20 protein-coding genes are annotated in these 16,858 nt (G+C 64.4%); 19 read left to right on the forward strand and 1 reads right to left on the reverse strand.

Annotated elements, in window-relative coordinates; all coding sequences use genetic code 11:
* From gspF to LGM20_RS21095, 10 genes are read left to right on the forward strand one after another with little or no spacing between them, the layout of a single operon-like run.
* Entirely contained in the window at positions 1-1,215 is a 1,215-nt protein-coding gene (gene gspF / locus LGM20_RS21050; RefSeq protein ID WP_023292025.1) for a type II secretion system inner membrane protein GspF, read from the forward strand.
* 20 nt (positions 1,216-1,235) lie between these two features.
* Complete coding sequence (gspG, locus tag LGM20_RS21055) at positions 1,236-1,658, forward strand: type II secretion system major pseudopilin GspG (RefSeq protein ID WP_002889054.1); 423 nt, start codon at positions 1,236-1,238, stop codon at positions 1,656-1,658.
* Positions 1,658-2,173, forward strand: a complete 516-nt coding sequence (gene gspH, locus LGM20_RS21060; RefSeq protein ID WP_023292024.1) for a type II secretion system minor pseudopilin GspH — start codon at positions 1,658-1,660, stop codon at positions 2,171-2,173. The genes gspG and gspH overlap by 1 nt, the downstream gene beginning before the upstream one ends.
* Positions 2,170-2,535 (forward strand): type II secretion system minor pseudopilin GspI, encoded by a 366-nt coding sequence (gspI, locus tag LGM20_RS21065; protein ID WP_032452553.1) that lies wholly within the window; start codon positions 2,170-2,172, stop codon positions 2,533-2,535. The genes gspH and gspI overlap by 4 nt, the downstream gene beginning before the upstream one ends.
* Positions 2,532-3,128 carry a type II secretion system minor pseudopilin GspJ gene (gene gspJ, locus LGM20_RS21070; protein WP_044521061.1) on the forward strand — a complete coding sequence of 199 codons (597 nt, stop codon included), beginning with the start codon at positions 2,532-2,534 and terminating at the stop codon, positions 3,126-3,128. Before gspI ends, gspJ begins: the two co-directional genes overlap by 4 nt.
* On the forward strand, positions 3,125-4,105 hold the full coding sequence (gspK, locus tag LGM20_RS21075; protein WP_077255359.1) for a type II secretion system minor pseudopilin GspK: 981 nt from the start codon (positions 3,125-3,127) through the stop codon (positions 4,103-4,105). The genes gspJ and gspK overlap by 4 nt, the downstream gene beginning before the upstream one ends.
* Positions 4,098-5,294, forward strand: a complete 1,197-nt coding sequence (gene gspL, locus LGM20_RS21080; RefSeq protein ID WP_044521060.1) for a type II secretion system protein GspL — start codon at positions 4,098-4,100, stop codon at positions 5,292-5,294. Before gspK ends, gspL begins: the two co-directional genes overlap by 8 nt.
* Positions 5,287-5,772 carry a type II secretion system protein M gene (locus tag LGM20_RS21085; RefSeq protein WP_023292019.1) on the forward strand — a complete coding sequence of 162 codons (486 nt, stop codon included), beginning with the start codon at positions 5,287-5,289 and terminating at the stop codon, positions 5,770-5,772. Before gspL ends, LGM20_RS21085 begins: the two co-directional genes overlap by 8 nt.
* A complete protein-coding gene (locus tag LGM20_RS21090; RefSeq protein WP_044521059.1) occupies positions 5,762-6,490 on the forward strand; it encodes a type II secretion system protein N in 729 nt (242 codons plus the stop codon). The genes LGM20_RS21085 and LGM20_RS21090 overlap by 11 nt, the downstream gene beginning before the upstream one ends.
* Before the next feature lie 14 nt (positions 6,491-6,504).
* On the forward strand, positions 6,505-7,305 hold the full coding sequence (locus LGM20_RS21095) for a prepilin peptidase (protein WP_044521058.1): 801 nt from the start codon (positions 6,505-6,507) through the stop codon (positions 7,303-7,305).
* A gap of 47 nt (positions 7,306-7,352) precedes the next feature.
* Here LGM20_RS21095 and hrpB read toward each other — a convergent pair whose 3' ends face one another.
* Positions 7,353-9,782 carry an ATP-dependent helicase HrpB gene (gene hrpB, locus LGM20_RS21100; RefSeq protein WP_044521056.1) on the reverse strand — a complete coding sequence of 810 codons (2,430 nt, stop codon included), beginning with the start codon at positions 9,780-9,782 and terminating at the stop codon, positions 7,353-7,355.
* Between the two features lie 72 nt (positions 9,783-9,854).
* On the opposite strand from hrpB, the gene thpR reads away from it, so the two are divergent.
* From thpR to panD, 9 genes are all read left to right on the forward strand, one after another.
* Entirely contained in the window at positions 9,855-10,391 is a 537-nt protein-coding gene (thpR, locus tag LGM20_RS21105; RefSeq protein ID WP_023292015.1) for an RNA 2',3'-cyclic phosphodiesterase, read from the forward strand.
* Positions 10,391-11,107 carry a DNA/RNA nuclease SfsA gene (sfsA, locus tag LGM20_RS21110; RefSeq protein WP_023292014.1) on the forward strand — a complete coding sequence of 239 codons (717 nt, stop codon included), beginning with the start codon at positions 10,391-10,393 and terminating at the stop codon, positions 11,105-11,107. The genes thpR and sfsA overlap by 1 nt, the downstream gene beginning before the upstream one ends.
* Before the next feature lie 162 nt (positions 11,108-11,269).
* Entirely contained in the window at positions 11,270-11,725 is a 456-nt protein-coding gene (dksA, locus tag LGM20_RS21115) for an RNA polymerase-binding protein DksA (RefSeq protein WP_002888845.1), read from the forward strand.
* Between the two features lie 59 nt (positions 11,726-11,784).
* Positions 11,785-12,666 carry a tRNA glutamyl-Q(34) synthetase GluQRS gene (gene gluQRS / locus LGM20_RS21120; RefSeq protein WP_044521054.1) on the forward strand — a complete coding sequence of 294 codons (882 nt, stop codon included), beginning with the start codon at positions 11,785-11,787 and terminating at the stop codon, positions 12,664-12,666.
* A gap of 62 nt (positions 12,667-12,728) precedes the next feature.
* A complete protein-coding gene (gene pcnB / locus LGM20_RS21125; protein ID WP_071787251.1) occupies positions 12,729-14,123 on the forward strand; it encodes a polynucleotide adenylyltransferase PcnB in 1,395 nt (464 codons plus the stop codon).
* Positions 14,120-14,599 carry a 2-amino-4-hydroxy-6-hydroxymethyldihydropteridine diphosphokinase gene (gene folK, locus LGM20_RS21130; RefSeq protein WP_023292011.1) on the forward strand — a complete coding sequence of 160 codons (480 nt, stop codon included), beginning with the start codon at positions 14,120-14,122 and terminating at the stop codon, positions 14,597-14,599. Before pcnB ends, folK begins: the two co-directional genes overlap by 4 nt.
* A gap of 119 nt (positions 14,600-14,718) precedes the next feature.
* Positions 14,719-15,510, forward strand: coding sequence for a 3-methyl-2-oxobutanoate hydroxymethyltransferase (gene panB / locus LGM20_RS21135; RefSeq protein WP_023292010.1), 792 nt, complete (start codon positions 14,719-14,721; stop codon positions 15,508-15,510).
* Between the two features lie 11 nt (positions 15,511-15,521).
* Entirely contained in the window at positions 15,522-16,376 is an 855-nt protein-coding gene (gene panC / locus LGM20_RS21140; RefSeq protein WP_023292009.1) for a pantoate--beta-alanine ligase, read from the forward strand.
* A gap of 93 nt (positions 16,377-16,469) precedes the next feature.
* Positions 16,470-16,850, forward strand: a complete 381-nt coding sequence (gene panD, locus LGM20_RS21145) for an aspartate 1-decarboxylase (RefSeq protein ID WP_004204397.1) — start codon at positions 16,470-16,472, stop codon at positions 16,848-16,850.
* Positions 16,851-16,858 lie beyond the last annotated feature (8 nt).

Consider the following 16,858-nt stretch of genomic DNA (forward strand, 5'->3'; position numbering starts at 1 on the left):
ATGGCCCTCTTTCGCTATCAGGCGCTGGACGCGCAGGGCAAAACCCGCCGCGGCGTTCAACAGGCCGACTCCGCCCGCCACGCCCGCCAGCTGCTGCGGGACAAGGGCTGGCTGGCGCTGGAAGTGGCCGCCGCCGACCCGGCGAGCCGGCTGTGGCGCGGCGGGCTGATCGCCCGGCGCACCAGCGCCGGTGATTTAGCCCTGCTCACTCGCCAGCTGGCCACCCTGGTCGCCGCCGGCATTCCGCTGGAAAAAGCGCTCGATGCCGTCGCCCAGCAGTGCGAAAAGGCGTCGCTGAGAACGTTAATGGCCGGGGTGCGCAGCAAAGTGCTTGAAGGCCATTCGCTGGCGGAGGCGATGCGCGCCTATCCCGCCTGCTTCGATGGCCTGTTCTGCGCCATGGTGGCGGCCGGCGAAACCTCCGGCCATCTCGACGGCGTGCTGAACCGGCTGGCGGACTATACCGAGCAGCGCCAGCAGCTTCGCGCCCGCCTGCTACAGGCGATGATCTACCCCATCGTGCTGACGCTGGTCGCCATCAGCGTGATCGCCATTCTGCTCTCCACCGTGGTGCCGAAAGTCGTCGAGCAGTTTGTCCACCTAAAACAGGCCCTGCCCTTCTCTACCCGGCTACTGATGAGCCTGAGCGACATTGTGCGCAGCGCGGGCCCCTGGCTGGTGCTGCTGTCATTCCTGGCGCTGCTGGGGCTGCGCTATCTGCTGCGCCAGCCCGCCCGGCGGCTCGCCTGGGACCGGGCGCTGCTGCGTCTGCCGGTCATCGGCCGCGTGACGCGCAGCGTCAACAGCGCGCGCTACGCCCGCACCTTAAGCATTCTCAACGCCAGCGCGGTGCCGCTGCTGCTGTCGATGCGCATCAGCGCCGGCGTCCTCAGCAATGCCTGGGCGCGCAGCCAGCTGGAGACCGCCAGCGAATCGGTGCGCGAGGGCGTCAGCCTGCATCGCGCACTGGAGGCCACGGCGCTGTTTCCGCCGATGATGCGCTACATGATCGCCAGCGGCGAGCAGAGCGGTGAGCTGACCGCCATGCTGGAGCGCGCGGCGGAGAACCAGGACCGGGAGCTGAGCGCGCAGATCCAGATGTCCCTCAGCCTGTTTGAACCCCTGCTGGTGGTCACCATGGCCGGCATGGTGCTGTTTATCGTGCTGGCCATCCTGCAGCCGATCCTGCAACTGAATACCCTTATGAGTATGTGACTGTATTAATGGAGAAAACTATGCAACGGCAACGCGGCTTCACGTTACTGGAAATTATGGTGGTGATCGTCATTCTCGGCATCCTCGCCAGCCTGGTGGTACCTAACCTGATGGGCAACAAGGAGAAAGCGGACCGCCAGAAGGTGGTCAGCGATCTGGTGGCGCTCGAGGGGGCGCTGGACATGTATAAGCTGGACAACAGCCGCTACCCGAATACCGAACAGGGACTGCAGGCGCTGGTAACCGCCCCGGCCGCCGAGCCGCATGCCCGCAACTACCCGGAAGGGGGCTATATCCGCCGCCTGCCGCAGGACCCGTGGGGAAATGAGTATCAGCTGTTAAGCCCCGGTCAGCATGGCGCCATCGACGTCTTCAGCGTCGGCCCGGACGGGATGCCCGACACCAATGACGACATCGGCAACTGGACCCTCGGGAAGAAATAGTGTCTCAGCGCGGTTTCACCCTCCTGGAAATGATGCTGGTCCTGCTGCTGATCGGCATCAGCGCCAGCATGGTGCTGCTGGCGTTTCCCTCCGCCCGCACCCAGGAGGCCACGCAGATCCTGGCGCGCTTTCAGGCACAGCTGGACTTTGTCCGCGAGCGCGGGCAGCAAACCGGCCAGCTCTTCGGGATCGTCATCCACCCTGACCGCTGGCAGTTTATGCGTTTGCAGCCTGCAGACGAAGGCGCCCCGGCGGCGGCTGACGACCGCTGGGGCAACGCGCAGTGGCTGCCGCTGCAGGCCGGGCGCGCCACCACGGCGGAAACCCTCCCGCAGGCCAGGCTGACGCTGCGCTTTCCCGACGGCCAGGCGTGGACGCCAGGCGAGCAGCCCGACGTGATCATCTTCCCCGGCGGCGAAGTCACGCCGTTTCAGCTGCGGATTGACGCCGCGACGGGCATCAACATCGACGCCCAGGGCGACAGTCAGCCGCTGGCGGCGCGGGAGCAGCCATGAAACGCGAGAGCGGAATGACGCTTATCGAAGTGATGGTCGCGCTGGTGATTTTCGCCCTCGCCGGCCTGGCGGTGATGCAGTCCACCCTGCAGCAGACGCGCCAGCTTGGGCGTATGGAAGAGAAAATCCTCGCCAGCTGGCTGGCGGATAATCAGCTGGTGCAGCTGCGGCTGGAGAAACGCTGGCCCGCCCTCAGCTGGTCCGAAACCACCGTGGAGGCCGCCGGGACGCGCTGGTTCGTCCGCTGGCAGGGGGTGGAAACCGCGCTGCCGCAGCTGCGGGCGCTGGACGTGGAGGTCCGGCGGCAAAAAAGCGATCCCGCGCCGCTGGCGACGCTTCGCACCTGGGTGACGTCGCCATGATAACGAAAATGCGCGGTTTCACCCTGATTGAAACGCTGCTGGCGCTGGCTATCCTCGCCGTCCTCAGCGCCGCCGCCGTGATGGTGCTGCAGAACGTCATCCGCGCCGATGGCCTGACCCGCGAGAAGAGCCAGCAGATCGCCGCCCTCCAGCGCGCCTTTCGCCAGATCGCCGATGATGTCACGCACATCATTCCCCGTCGCGCCAGAAACAGCGACACGCTTTTCTTCGCCGGACGTTTCCAGTTGCAGAGCGACGACTGGGGGCTGGCCTTCAACCGCAGCGGCTGGCCGAATCCGCTGGGGATCCTCCCGCGCTCGGAGATCCAGAACGTCAGCTACCGCCTGCGCCAGCAGCAGCTTGAACGACTCAGCTTCGATCAGCAGGATCCGCTGACCGGCAGCCAGCCGACGGTCCGGGTGCTGCTGCGCGAGGTGACGGCGTTTCGCCTGCGGTTTTATGCCGACGGGCGCTGGCAGGAGACCTGGGACCGCTCGCAGTCGCTGCCGCAGGGGCTGGAGATCACCCTGACGCTGGCGAACAGCGGGGAGATAACCCGCCTGTTTTTACTCACCCCGGGAGGCGGCCAGTGAAAAATCGGCAACGCGGCGTCGCGCTCCTGATGGTGCTGTTCATCCTCGCCCTGATGATGATCCTCGCCAGCGCCATGACCGAACGCACCTCGGTCATGTATCAACACACCGCCGTGACCCTCGATAATCTGCAGGCCAGATGGTACGCCCTGGCGGCGGAAAACATGGCCGCCGCGCTACTGCAACGCGACGCGCTGGACTCGCCCAGTCAAACGAACCTGGCGCAAACCTGGGCGCAGAAGGGGCGCCGCTTTACCCTCGACGATGGCGAAATCCTCGCCACGATCCGCGACGGGCACGCCTGCTTTAATCTCAATGCCATCAACCATCGCGCGGATGAGACCAGCGGCGGTACGCCCTACCCGACCGACGTCTTCGCCCGGCTGCTGGCGCTGCTCGGCGAGTCGCCGCTGCGCGCCAGCCAGATCGCCGCCGCCCTCGGCGACTGGACGGACAGCGACGGCCAGCCGCGGCTGAACGGCGCGGAAGACGAGGTCTATATGGCGCAAACCCCGGGCTATCTCGCCGCCAACCAGCCGATGCAGGATGTCAGCGAGCTGCGCCTGCTGGCCGGAATGGACGCCGCGCTCTATCAGCGCCTGCTCCCCTTCGTCTGCGTCCAGCCGGATGATGCGCTGCAGGTCAATGTCAACACCCTGCGCCCCTCCCAGGCCGCCCTGCTGGCGGCCCTCTTTCCCGGCGATCTGACGCTGCAGGAGGCGCAACAGCTGCTGCACAACCGCCCGCGAACCGGGTGGAGCAGCGTCGCCGCCTTTCTCGCGCAGCCGACGCTGCAGAAAACCGATACCACGCTCGCCCGTCCCTGGCTGACGGTGCACAGCACACGCTTTATCGCCGCCTTCACCGTGGTGACCGGCAACCTTCGCTTTCAGCTGCACAGCGTCCTGCAACAGGAGGGGCGCGCCTTTACCGTCGTCCAGCGGCGATACGGACTTTCTATGGTGGTTGATGAATAAGTTTAACGCTTCCCCCCAGGCCATGCTGATCGTGCGCTTCGCCCCCGGGCAGGCGCCGCTGCACTGGCAGCTCTTCGCCCCCGGCGAGCCGCATCACGAAGCCAGCGGCCGGTGGCCGGCTGACGACGCCAGCCCTTTCCCGACGCTGGCGGCGCATTACCCGGCCTGGGTGCTGATCCCGGCCAGCGACTGCGCGTTTCACACCCTCACCCTGCCGGCGGGCCTGCGTAAACCGCCGCTGCAGGTGGCCCCCTTCCTGCTGGAAGAGCAGCTGGCCGACGAGGTGGAAGCCACCCATTTTGCCCTGCTCCACCGCCAGCAGGCCCAGTGCGAGATCGTCGCCGTGCAGCGGCAAAAAATGCGCGACTGGCTGGCGCGCTGCGAGTCGCTCTCGCTACGGCCCCTGGCGTTGACGCCCGATGTGCTGGCCCTGCCCTGGCAACCGCCGGCGTGGAGCGCGGTGCAGGCGGACGACCAGTGGCTGATCCGCCACCAGCCATGGGCCGGCATGGCGGCGGAACGCCCCTGGCTGGCGGAGCTGCTGCAGGGCGAGGCGGAAGAGCACGTCATCGACAGCTATTCGCCGCCGCCCGCGGCGCCGGGAGAGTGGCGCGCGCAGCCTGCGCAGACGTTGCTCTCCCTCGCCGCAAGTCATCCGGCGGCGCAGAAGCTCAGTCTGCTGCAGGGGGAGTTCGCCGTCCGCCGTCGGCGGCCTGATCAGACGAGCTGGCGTCCGGCGCGGTATGCCGCGCTGGCCCTGGCGCTGCTGGCGGCGGTGAACAGCGTGCTGGATCATCGCGATCTGGCGCGTCAGGCCGAGGCCGCCCGGCAGGCCAGCCGGGCCTACTATCATCGCTGGTTTCCAACGGAGAAAAAGGTGATTAACCCGCGACTGCAGATGCAGCAGCATCTGCAAACCCTTGCCCGTCAGGCGCAGCATGCCCCCCTCGTCGACCGCCTCAGCGCGTTGCAAAACATCATCAGCGAAACGCCGGGGATCCGCCTGCGGGCGCTGAGCTGGGATGCCGCAGGCAACCGTCTGCAGCTGGATATCGCCGCGGCCTCTTCCCGGGCGCTGGAGCAGTTTACCCAGCGAGCGCAGCCGCGGTTTCGCGTCCGGCCAGGCGACATGACCACCAGGCCGGATGGCATTGAAGGACAGCTGACGCTGGAGGAAAACGATGGCTAATCTGCTCATCTGGTGGCGACAGCGCACGCTGTCGGAGCAGCGCCTGCTGCTCGGCCTGGCGGGATTGCTGACAGCCTGCGCCCTCTGGTACGGGCTGTGGCAGCCCTGGCGGGCCCGCGAGGCGCAGTGGCGGCAAACCCTGGTGAAAGAGCAGGCCAGCCTGCGCTGGATGACGCAGCAGGGTCCGCGCCTGCAGCAGCTCAGCCAGCAGCCCGCGCCGGCGGCAAAAGAGGCGCTCACCGCGCTGGTGATGCGCGAGGCGGCGAGCCACGGGCTGGAAGTCGTTCGTCTGCAGCCGCAGGGGAAACGTCTGCAGGTCACCCTTCAGCCCTGCGCCTTCCAGGCGCTAATGGACTGGCTGGACGCCCCGGCGATGCGCGGCGTCAACGCGGTCTCGCTGTCCGTAACCGGGCAGCCGTCGCGGCCGGGCTGGGTCACGGTCAACCATCTGCTGCTGGAGCGCGACGATGAAAGCTAACGGGCTCACGGGTGGGCTACTGCTGGCGCTCTATCTGCTGTGGTTGACCGCCACCGCCCCGGCGCGTCTGTTAGTCCCGATGCTGCCGCCCGAGGTACAGGTGGCCAACCTCAGCGGCAGCATCTGGCGCGGCGCGGCGCAGTCGGTCTCCTGGCGCGGCGTGCGGCTTGAGCGGCTGACGTGGTCGCTCACCCTGGCCGGCTGGCAGATCGCGCTCAGCGATCCCCGCGGCGTGGAGGGTCAGGCCCGGCTGTGGGGCATCCGCGATCTGCGTCTGCAGGAGGGGCGGCTCACCGCCCCCGCCAGCCTGCTTGGTCGCTGGCTAACGCCGACTATGCCCGTCAGCGCCGAGGGAGAGGTCACGTTCAGCCTGGCCGAAGCGCACTTCAGCGAGGGGCGCTGCCGGCAAATCACCGCCGGACGCGCGCAGTGGCGTCAGGCCCGGCTGCACTCTCCGGTCGGTAGCCTGGAGCTGGCCCAGGTCAGTGGCGCCTTAAGCTGTACGGCGAACGGCGCCGTGGCGCTGGCCATCCGCCAGGATTCTCATCAGTTGAGCCTCAGCGGCCAGGGAACCCTGTCGCCCGATGGCCGCTATCTGTTTCGCGGTACGCTACAGCCCCGTCAGGGGATGCCGCCCCTGCTGGCGCTGCTGGTCGCCCGCCCGATGGCGAAAAACGCCCCGGGCCCGACGCCGTGGCAGCTGCAGGGAAAATGGTGATTAAAGGAGCAAAAATGACGACATTAGCCGCATTATCGCTGCATTTTCCCCTTGTCTGGTATGGTTTCCTGCTGCTGTTCGGCCTGGCGCTGGGCAGCTTTTACAACGTGGTGATCTACCGTCTGCCGCGCATGCTGACCCAAACCGCGGACGACGAGCCGATAACCCTCAGCACGCCGGGCTCATCCTGCCCGCAGTGTCGCCAGCCGATAGCCTGGCGGGACAATATCCCGCTGCTCAGCTTCCTCTGGCTAGGCCGTCGCGCCCGCTGCTGTCAGGCGCGCATCTCGTGGAGCTATCCGCTGACCGAGCTGGCCACCGGCCTGCTGTTTATCCTCTCCGGGGCGCTGCTCGCGCCGGGCCTGGCGCTGGCGGGCGGCCTGGTGCTGCTCTCCTTCCTGCTGATACTGGCGCGGATTGACGCCCGGACCCAGCTGCTGCCCGATCGCCTGACCCTGCCCCTGCTGTGGGCCGGACTGCTGTTTAATCTTAACGAGGTGTACATTGCGCTGCCGGACGCGGTCGCCGGGGCGATGGCCGGTTATCTGGCGCTGTGGTCGGTCTACTGGCTGTTCCGCCTGCTGACCGGCAAAGAGGCCCTGGGCTATGGCGATTTTAAGCTGCTGGCGGCGCTGGGCGCCTGGTGCGGCTGGCAGGCTCTGCCGCAGGTGCTGTTGCTCGCCTCGGCCAGCGGGCTGGCGTGGACCCTGCTGCAACGCCTGTGGACCCGGCAGTCGCTGCAGCAGCCGCTGGCCTTCGGCCCCTGGCTGGCGCTGGCGGGAGGGGGCGTTTTTCTCTGGCAGCAGATGGTCTAGCGTGAGTGGTTCGCCTGGCCGGGCAGAATGCCGCCCGGCGCCTGGGGCTACGAATATTTTTTGCTGCGCCGGGTCGGGGCGGCGTTGGCCGGATCGTCCGGCCAGACGTGTTTCGGATAACGTCCCTTCATCTCTTTTTGCACCTCGCGGTAGCTTCCCTGCCAGAAGGCGCTGAGATCGCGAGTGATCTGCAGAGGACGCTGGGCGGGCGACAGCAGCTCCAGCACCAGCGGCACCCGCCCCTCGGCGATAACCGGCGTCGTGGCCTCGCCGAACATCTCCTGCATACGCACCGCCAGCGCCGGCGGGTTCTCCGCATGGTATCGAATCGCCAGACGGCTGCCGGTCGGCACGGTATAGTGCGTCGGCAGCTCGCGATCCAGCTTCTGGCGCAGCGGCCACGGCAGCCAGTCCTGTAGCGCCTGACGCAGATCCAACGCCTTCAGCGCCCGCAGCGAGTGAACGCCGTTCATCTGCGGCAGCAGCCATGCCTCCAGCGAGGCCAGCAGCGAAGCGTCATCCACCGCGGGCCATGCCTCTTCCGGCAGCCACTGCGCCGCACACTGCAGCCGCAGTCGCAGCTGCTCGGCCTCTGGCGTCCAGTTGAGCACCGCAAGGCCTTTCTCACGAATACCGTTGAGCATCGCCTGATGCAGCTCCGCCTCAGATGGCTTCGCCAGCGGCTGGGTCTTGATCACCAATTGGCCCGTCACGGTCCGCCGCCAGGCTTTCAGCGTCCCCTGCGCTTCATCCCACTCCACCGTGTCGGAACGCTGCGCCAGCTCGGGACGGGCGGCGATCAGCTCGCCGATATCCACCGGCAGAGCCAGCAGCATGCGGGCATCCGGCGAGGCGCTGCCCTGCAGCAGCAGCGGGGCGATCAGCCACTCATGACGGCCCAGCGCGTCGTCGGCGTCAAGCATCGCGCCCATGCCGTTCGCCAGCTGATAGCGCCCCTCCTGACCGCGGCGACGGGCGATGCGGTCGGCGAAGGCCGACGCCAGTAGCGCGGCCATTCGTCCGGCGTCGGGCTGGCCGCTGCGGCAGGCCAGACGCTTCATCAGCTGCTGCGCCCGCTGTTGCCAGTTGGCCTGCTGACGGGAAAAGACGGCGGCCAAATCCACCAGCCCGCCGCGCGGCGGCTCCTCGAGGATCGCCGCCAGCCTGGCCGCCGTCGCCACCTCGTCATCGGTCTGCGCAGCGGCCAGCATCGCCGCCAGCCGGGGCTCGTTGCCGAGGGTCGCCATTTTGCGGCCAAACGCCGACAGCCGCTCGCCGTCCAGCGCCGAGAGCGCCTCCAGCAGGCGGCGCGCGGCGGCCAGGTTCACCGCCGGCGGCTGATCCAGCCAGGCCAGCGCGGCCGGATCGTGGCACCCCCACTGCAGCAGCTCCAGCAACAGCGCCGACAGATCGCTGTGCAGGATCTCTGGTTCGCTCTGCGCCGCCGCTCGTTCGGCCTGTTCTTTGCCAAGCAAATGCAGGCAGATCCCCGGGGAGAGACGACCGGCGCGTCCGGCGCGCTGCGTCATCGATGCCTGGCTGATGCGCTGCGTCACCAGCCGGGTCAGGCCGGTGCGCGGGTCAAAGCGGGCAACCCGCTCCTGGGCGCTGTCGACCACCAGGCGGATGCCCTCGATGGTCAAACTGGTCTCGGCAATGTTGGTGGCCAGCACCACTTTGCGCTTCCCGGCCGGCGCCGGGAGGATCGCTTTGCGCTGCTCGCTCAGGGGCAGCGCGCCATACAGCGGACAGAGGATGACATCCTCCGCCACGCGCTCCGTCAGCTGGTCGAGAACGCGCTGGATCTCGCCGACGCCGGGCAGAAACAGCAGCATCGACCCCTGTTCATGCCGCAGGAGCTCCGCCGCCGCTACCGCCACCGCCTCATCAAAACGCTGGTGCGCGGAGAGCGGGCTGAAGCGACGCTCCACCGGATAAGCGCGCCCCTCCGAGACCACCACCGGCGCCTCCGGCAGCAGACGCTGCAGGCGCTCGTTATCGAGGGTCGCCGACATAATCAGCAGTTTGAGATCGTCACGTAACCCCTGCTGGACATCAAGCAGCAGGGCCAGCGCCAGATCCGCCTGCAGGCTGCGCTCGTGAAACTCATCGAGGATCACCAGCCCCACGCCCGTCAGCTCGGGATCGCGCTGGATCATGCGCGTCAAGATCCCCTCCGTGACCACCTCCAGGCGGGTCTGCGGTCCGACGCAGGTTTCGGCGCGCATGCGGTAACCCACGGTCTCCCCCGGCTTTTCGCCGAGCAGTTCAGCCAGCCGCTGCGCGACATTGCGCGCCGCCAGACGCCTCGGCTCCAGCAGGATAATTCGTCCCGTGATGTTGCCCTCGGCAAGGATCTGCAGCGGCAGCCAGGTCGACTTCCCGGCGCCGGTCGGCGCGTTGAGCAAAACCTGCGGCGCATGCTGCAGGGCGGATAACAATTCTGGGAGGACGGCGGCAACCGGCAATGAGGACACAAAAGGCTCCGGGGGTTAACATTCAGGGGCTCGCATTGTAGCATCCCCCTAATTCATTACCGAGTCTCTATCATGTCTGAGCCGAAAAGGCTGTTTTTTGCGATTGAACTGCCGCCTGCCATCCGCAAACAGATTGTCCAGTGGCGGGCAACGCACTTCCCGGAGGATGCCGGCAGGCCCGTCGCGGCGGATAACCTTCACCTCACGCTGGCGTTTCTCGGCGAGGTGAGCGCGGAAAAACAGCGGGCGCTGACCGCCCTCGCCGGCCGCCTCCAGCCGCCGGGCTTTACCCTGACGCTGGACGATGCCGGACAGTGGCTGCGCTCGCGGGTGGTCTGGCTCGGGACCCGTCAGCCGCCGCGCGGCCTGCTGCAGCTCGCCAGCATGCTGCGCGCTCAGGCGGCGCGCAGCGGCTGCTATCAGAGTCCGCAGCCGTTTCATCCGCATATTACCCTGTGGCGCGACGCCCGCCAGGCGGTGCCGATCCCGCCGCCCGGCTTTCGCTGGACGTTTCCGGTGAACGAGTTCGTGCTCTATGAATCCAGCTTTAGCCGGGGGCGCACGCGCTACACGGCGCTGGAACATTATCCGTTTGATAAGGAAAGTTGATGCAGTTTGATCCGCCGTTGCAGCCCGCCATTTTGCTTAAACGTTACAAACGATTTCTTGCCGACGTGGTGACCCCCGATGGCCGCGAGCTGACGCTCCACTGCCCGAATACCGGGGCGATGACCGGCTGCGCCGCCCCGGGCGACACCGTCTGGTATTCCACCTCTGACAATGTGAAGCGCAAATATGCCCACACCTGGGAATTAACTGAAACGCAGCAGGGCGCCGTTATTTGCGTCAATACGCTGCGCGCGAATACGCTGGCGAAAGAGGCGATTTCCGCCGGAATAATCCCTGAACTTTCAGGCTATAACCAGCTGAAAAGCGAAGTGAAATACGGCGCAGAGAATAGCCGTATCGATATTATGTTACAGGCAGATGATCGCCAAAACTGCTATATTGAAGTGAAATCGGTTACGTTGGCGGAGAAAGAATACGGTTATTTTCCCGATGCGGTGACCACGCGCGGTCAGAAGCACCTGCGGGAGCTGATGGCCGTCGCGGCAAATGGCGACCGCGCGGTGATTTTATTTGCCGTCCTGCATTCGGCAATTGACCGTTTCTCTCCCGCGCATCATATTGATGCCAGATACGCACAGCTGTTAACAGAAGCCCGCGACAAGGGGGTGGAAATTCTCGCCTGGAAAGCGGAACTTTCTACGACGAGGATGACTCTGAATAAGCCGATCGCCGTGGTGTTAAACCCCGGTAAATAAGTGGCTAAATAGTGTTCGGGTCGCAAGCGCGAATACGCTTTTCTTCACAGGGTTGTCAAGTGTAACGTTTAGATAATTGCTATCCGGAAAAGCATCTGCTATTTATAGCGGCCTGATTTTCCCCCACATGGGGATCGATAGTGCGTGTTAAGGAGAAGCAACATGCAAGAAGGGCAAAACCGTAAAACATCGTCCCTGAGTATTCTCGCCATCGCTGGGGTGGAGCCGTACCAAGAGAAACCGGGCGAAGAGTATATGAACGAAGCCCAGCTGGCGCACTTCAAGCGTATTCTTGAAGCATGGCGTAATCAACTCAGGGATGAAGTGGATCGCACCGTATCGCACATGCAGGATGAAGCTGCTAACTTCCCGGACCCGGTAGACCGTGCCGCCCAGGAAGAAGAGTTCAGCCTGGAGCTGCGTAACCGCGACCGCGAACGTAAACTGATCAAAAAGATCGAGAAAACGCTGAAAAAAGTTGAAGACGAAGACTTCGGCTACTGCGAATCCTGCGGCGTGGAGATCGGCATTCGCCGTCTGGAAGCGCGTCCGACAGCGGATCTGTGCATTGACTGCAAAACCCTGGCGGAAATTCGCGAAAAACAGATGGCGGGCTAATCCCCTGCTGCCTCACTCTCTGGCGGGAGTCTCTCCCGCCTGGTTCTGTTGTCCGTATCATGACTGACTCACGCTATATAGGGCGCTTTGCTCCCTCCCCCTCCGGCGAACTCCACTTCGGCTCTCTGATCGCCGCGCTCGGCAGCTACCTGCAAGCCCGCGCGAACCAGGGTATCTGGCGCGTTCGTATTGAAGATATCGACCCGCCGCGCGAAGTCCCCGGGGCCGCCGACACCATCCTGCGCCAGCTCGACCACTACGGTCTGCACTGGGACGGCGAGGTGCTCTGGCAGTCGCAACGGCACGAAGCCTACCGCGAGGCGCTGTCCTGGCTGGGTGAGCAAGGGCTGAGCTATTACTGCACCTGCACCCGCGCGCGGATCCACGCCGTAGGCGGGATCTACGATGGTCACTGCCGCGACCTTGGCCTGGGGGCGGAAAACGCCGCGCTGCGTCTGCGCCAGACCCGTCCGGTTCTGCAGTTCACCGACCGCCTGCGCGGCACGCTGGTCGCCAACGAGCCGCTGGCGCGTGAAGATTTTATTATCCACCGTCGCGACGGGCTGTTTGCCTACAACCTGGCGGTGGTGGTGGATGATCACTTTCAGGGGATCACCGAGATCGTCCGCGGCGCCGATTTGATTGAGCCGACGGTGCGGCAGATTTCGCTGTATCAGCATTTTGGCTGGCAGGCGCCGGACTACCTCCATCTGCCGCTGGCCCTCAATGCCGACGGCAATAAGCTCTCTAAACAAAACCACGCGCCGGCGCTGCCGGAAGGCGATCCGCGCCCCGAAATCGTCCGCGCGCTCCGCTTTCTGAATCAGGAGATCGCCGGGGAGTGGCAGGCCCTGAGCGTCGATGATTTACTCGCCCAGGCCGTCGCCAACTGGCAGCCCGCGAAAATCGAGCATTCTCAAATGGCTCCCGCTGAGCTATGATTAGCCGCTATTTTTACACTGTACAGTTGATCTGAAGTCCGTCTGACACTACGAGGTGCACCATTTTTACCCGAGTCGCTAATTTTTGCCGTAAGGTGCTAAGCCGTGAGGAGCGCGAGGCAGAAGCCGCCGTCGAACCAACGCCTATGACGGTGATCCCGCGTGAGCAGCATGCTATTTCCCGCAAAGATATCAGTGAAAACGCCCTCAAGGTCATGTACCGCCTCAACAAGGCGGGCTACGAGTCCTGGCTGGTCGGCGGCGGCGTCCGCGACCTGCTGCTTGGCAAAAAGCCAAAAGATTTTGACGTCACGACCAACGCCACGCCGGATCAGGTGCGTAAGCTGTTCCGCAACTGCCGTCTGGTCGGGCGCCGTTTCCGCCTCGCGCACGTGATGTTCGGGCCGGAAATCATTGAGGTCGCTACCTTCCGTGGCCATCACGAAGGACACACTACCGATCGCGTCACCTCCCAGCGGGGCCAGAACGGCATGCTGCTGCGCGATAACATCTTCGGCTCGATCGAAGAGGACGCCCAGCGTCGCGACTTCACCATTAACAGCCTCTATTACAGCGTGGCGGACTTTACCGTGCGCGACTACGTCGGCGGCATGAAGGATCTGCAGGACGGCGTGATCCGCCTGATCGGCAATCCGGAAACCCGCTATCGCGAGGATCCGGTACGCATGCTGCGCGCGGTGCGCTTCGCCGCCAAGCTGGATATGACCATCAGCCCGGAAACGGCCGAACCGCTGCCGCGGCTGGCCGCCCTGCTCCACGACGTGCCGCCGGCGCGCCTGTTCGAAGAAGTGCTCAAGCTGCTGCAGGCCGGGCATGGCTATCAGACCTACCTGCTGCTGCGGGAATACAACCTGTTCCAGCCGCTGTTCCCGACCATCACCCGCTACTTTACCGAGCGCGGCGATAGCCCGATGGAGCGGATCATCAACCAGGTGCTGAAGAACACCGACACCCGCATTCATAACGACATGCGCGTCAATCCGGCCTTCCTCTTCTCGGTGATGTTCTGGTATCCGCTGCTGGAAACGGCGCAAAAAATCGCTCAGGAGAGCGGTCTGGCGTACTATGACGCCTTCGCGCTGGCGATGAACGACGTACTGGACGAAGCCTGCCGTACGCTGGCGATCCCTAAGCGCATCACCACCCTGATCCGCGATATCTGGCAGCTGCAGCTGCGCATGTCCCGTCGCCAGGGCAAACGCGCCTGGAAGCTGATGGAGCATCCGAAATTCCGCGCCGCCTACGATCTGCTGGAGCTACGCGCCGGCGCTGAAAACAACGGCGAACTGCAGCGTCTGACCAAATGGTGGGGCGAATTCCAGGTCGCCGCGCCGCCGGCGCAAAAAGATATGCTCAACGACCTCGGGGACGATCCGGCGCCGCGCCGTCGCCACCGCCGTCCGCGCAAGCGCGCGCCGCGCCAGGGTAACGCATGACCCTGGTCTATATCGCCCTCGGCAGTAACCTCGCTTCGCCACTGGCGCAGGTGCAGGCGGCCATCCGCGCCCTGGGCGAAATACCTTACAGCCGCGTGGTGAACGTCTCTTCGTTCTACCGCACGCCGCCGCTGGGCCCGCAGGATCAGCCGGACTATCTCAACGCCGCCGTCGCGCTGGAAACCACGCTGGCCCCCGAGGCGCTGCTCGATCACACCCAGCGCATTGAGCTGCAGCAGGGTCGGGTGCGCAAAGCCGAACGCTGGGGGCCGCGCACCCTCGATCTCGATATTATGCTGTTTGGCGATGCGGTCATTAACAGCGAGCGTCTGACCGTTCCGCACTACGATATGAAAAATCGCGGCTTTATGCTCTGGCCGCTGTTCGAGATCGCCCCGGACCTCCGCTTTCCTGACGGCCCTGCGCTGCGTACCGTACTGGATGATCTCGGCGCGGCAAAGCCCGCTATCTGGTAATTCCCTCTCCTTTTTTAGCATTTACGGCGATCGTCGTAATCGGTTGCCCAAAATCATTGCCCCTCTAAATGCTGCTGTTAGAATGCCGGTTAATATGACTTTCATCATCAGGAAATGTTATGAAACCGACCACCATTGCCCTGCTGCAAAAATGCAAACAGGAAAAGAAGCGCTTTGCCACCATTACCGCCTACGACCATAGCTTCGCGAAGCTGTTCGCCGATGAAGGCATTAATGTGCTGCTGGTGGGCGACTCGCTGGGAATGACGGTGCAGGGTCACGACTCCACCCTGCCGGTCACCGTGGAAGATATCGCCTATCACACCCGCGCCGTCCGCCGCGGCGCGCCGAACAGCCTGCTGCTCGCCGACCTGCCGTTTATGGCCTACGCCACGCCGGAGCAGACCTTCGAAAATGCCGCCATCGTGATGCGCGCCGGCGCCAATATGGTCAAACTCGAAGGCGGCGCCTGGCTGGCCGAGACCGTGAGGATGCTGGCGGAACGCGCGGTACCGGTTTGCGGCCACCTCGGCCTGACGCCGCAGTCGGTGAACGTATTCGGGGGCTATAAAGTGCAGGGCCGCGGCGATGCGGCGCAGACCCTGTTTGAAGACGCGTTAGCGCTGGAAGCGGCAGGCGCGCAGCTGCTGGTGCTGGAGTGCGTCCCGGTCGCCCTGGCGAAACGCATCACCGAAGCCCTGACCATTCCGGTGATCGGCATCGGCGCGGGCAACGTCACCGATGGGCAGATCCTGGTGATGCATGACGCTTTCGGCATTACCGGCGGCCACATTCCGAAATTTGCCAAGAATTTCCTTGCCGAGGCGGGCGACATCCGCGCCGCGGTGCGGCAGTATATTGCCGAAGTCGAATCCGGGGTCTATCCGGGCGAAGAACACAGTTTCCATTAAGGAGTCTTGTTGTGCTGATTATAGAATCCGTGCTGCTGCTGCGTCAGCATATCCGCCGTCTGCGTCAGGAAGGCAAGCGTATCGCGCTGGTCCCGACGATGGGCAACCTGCATGATGGTCATATGAAGCTGGTTGATGAAGCCAAAGCCAGCGCGGACGTGGTGGTGGTCAGTATTTTCGTCAATCCGATGCAGTTTGACCGCGCCGATGACCTGGCGCGCTACCCGCGCACCCTGCAGGATGATTGCGAAAAGCTGAACAAGCGTCATGTCGACTTTGTCTTCGCGCCGACGCCGGCGGAAGTCTACCCGCAGGGCACCGAAGGCCAGACCTACGTCGACGTCCCCGGCCTGTCCACTATGCTGGAAGGCGCCAGCCGTCCGGGCCATTTTCGCGGCGTGTCGACCATCGTCAGTAAGCTGTTCAACCTGGTTCAGCCAGACGTCGCCTGCTTTGGCGAGAAAGACTTCCAGCAGCTGGCGCTGATCCGCAAGATGGTTGCCGACATGGGCTACGATATCGATATTATCGGCGTGCCGATCGTCCGCGCGAAGGATGGCCTGGCGTTGAGCTCGCGTAACGGCTATCTGACCGCCGACCAGCGCAAAATCGCCCCCGGTCTGTATAAAGTGCTGAGCGCGGTGGCGGAAAAACTGGCCGCCGGCGACCGTCAGCTCGACGAGATCATCGCTATCGCCGAGCAGGAGCTGAACGAGAAAGGTTTCCGTGCCGACGACATTCAGATCCGCGATGCCGACACCCTGCTTGAGCTGACCGAAGCCAGCCAGCGCGCGGTGATCCTGATGGCCGCCTGGCTCGGTCAGGCCCGCCTGATCGACAACCAGATCGTCACGCTCGGTCAGTAGACAGCGGGTAAAAATCGGGCAATACTTGCCCGGGCTTTTCTCAGGGCGGACGTCGTGTCCGCTCTGCTACATTAAGGTTGAAGGGTAGAAGTTATGATGCGTAATATGCTGCAGGGCAAGCTCCACCGCGTAAAAGTGACGCAGGCTGACCTGCACTATGAAGGTTCCTGCGCCATTGACCAGGATTTCCTGGATGCGGCCGGTATTCTGGAGAATGAAACCATTCACCTCTGGAACGTCACCAACGGTAACCGTTTCTCCACCTACGCCATTGCCGCCGAGCGGGGTTCCAGAATCATCTCCGTTAACGGCGCCGCCGCGCACTGCGCCAGCGTCGGCGATATCCTGATCATCGCCAGCTTCGTCACCATGTCTGACGAAGAGGCGCGCCGCTGGCAGCCCAACATCGCCTACTTCGAAGGCGACAACGAAATGAAGCGCCAGGCGAAAGCGATTCCGGTGCAGGTCGCCTGATGACCACG

The organism is Klebsiella quasipneumoniae subsp. quasipneumoniae, from assembly GCF_020525925.1.
GTDB lineage: Bacteria > Pseudomonadota > Gammaproteobacteria > Enterobacterales > Enterobacteriaceae > Klebsiella > Klebsiella quasipneumoniae.

Coding starts and splice junctions, on each gene's coding strand:
- gspF (WP_023292025.1), top strand. CDS start 1: ATGGCCCTCTTTCGCTATCAGGCGCTGGACGCGCAGGGCAAAACCCGC.
- gspG (WP_002889054.1), top strand. CDS start 1,236: ATGCAACGGCAACGCGGCTTCACGTTACTGGAAATTATGGTGGTGATC.
- gspI (WP_032452553.1), top strand. CDS start 2,170: ATGAAACGCGAGAGCGGAATGACGCTTATCGAAGTGATGGTCGCGCTG.
- gspJ (WP_044521061.1), top strand. CDS start 2,532: ATGATAACGAAAATGCGCGGTTTCACCCTGATTGAAACGCTGCTGGCG.
- gspL (WP_044521060.1), top strand. CDS start 4,098: ATGAATAAGTTTAACGCTTCCCCCCAGGCCATGCTGATCGTGCGCTTC.
- LGM20_RS21085 (WP_023292019.1), top strand. CDS start 5,287: ATGGCTAATCTGCTCATCTGGTGGCGACAGCGCACGCTGTCGGAGCAG.
- LGM20_RS21090 (WP_044521059.1), top strand. CDS start 5,762: ATGAAAGCTAACGGGCTCACGGGTGGGCTACTGCTGGCGCTCTATCTG.
- LGM20_RS21095 (WP_044521058.1), top strand. CDS start 6,505: ATGACGACATTAGCCGCATTATCGCTGCATTTTCCCCTTGTCTGGTAT.
- thpR (WP_023292015.1), top strand. CDS start 9,855: ATGTCTGAGCCGAAAAGGCTGTTTTTTGCGATTGAACTGCCGCCTGCC.
- sfsA (WP_023292014.1), top strand. CDS start 10,391: ATGCAGTTTGATCCGCCGTTGCAGCCCGCCATTTTGCTTAAACGTTAC.
- dksA (WP_002888845.1), top strand. CDS start 11,270: ATGCAAGAAGGGCAAAACCGTAAAACATCGTCCCTGAGTATTCTCGCC.
- gluQRS (WP_044521054.1), top strand. CDS start 11,785: ATGACTGACTCACGCTATATAGGGCGCTTTGCTCCCTCCCCCTCCGGC.
- folK (WP_023292011.1), top strand. CDS start 14,120: ATGACCCTGGTCTATATCGCCCTCGGCAGTAACCTCGCTTCGCCACTG.
- panB (WP_023292010.1), top strand. CDS start 14,719: ATGAAACCGACCACCATTGCCCTGCTGCAAAAATGCAAACAGGAAAAG.
- panD (WP_004204397.1), top strand. CDS start 16,470: ATGATGCGTAATATGCTGCAGGGCAAGCTCCACCGCGTAAAAGTGACG.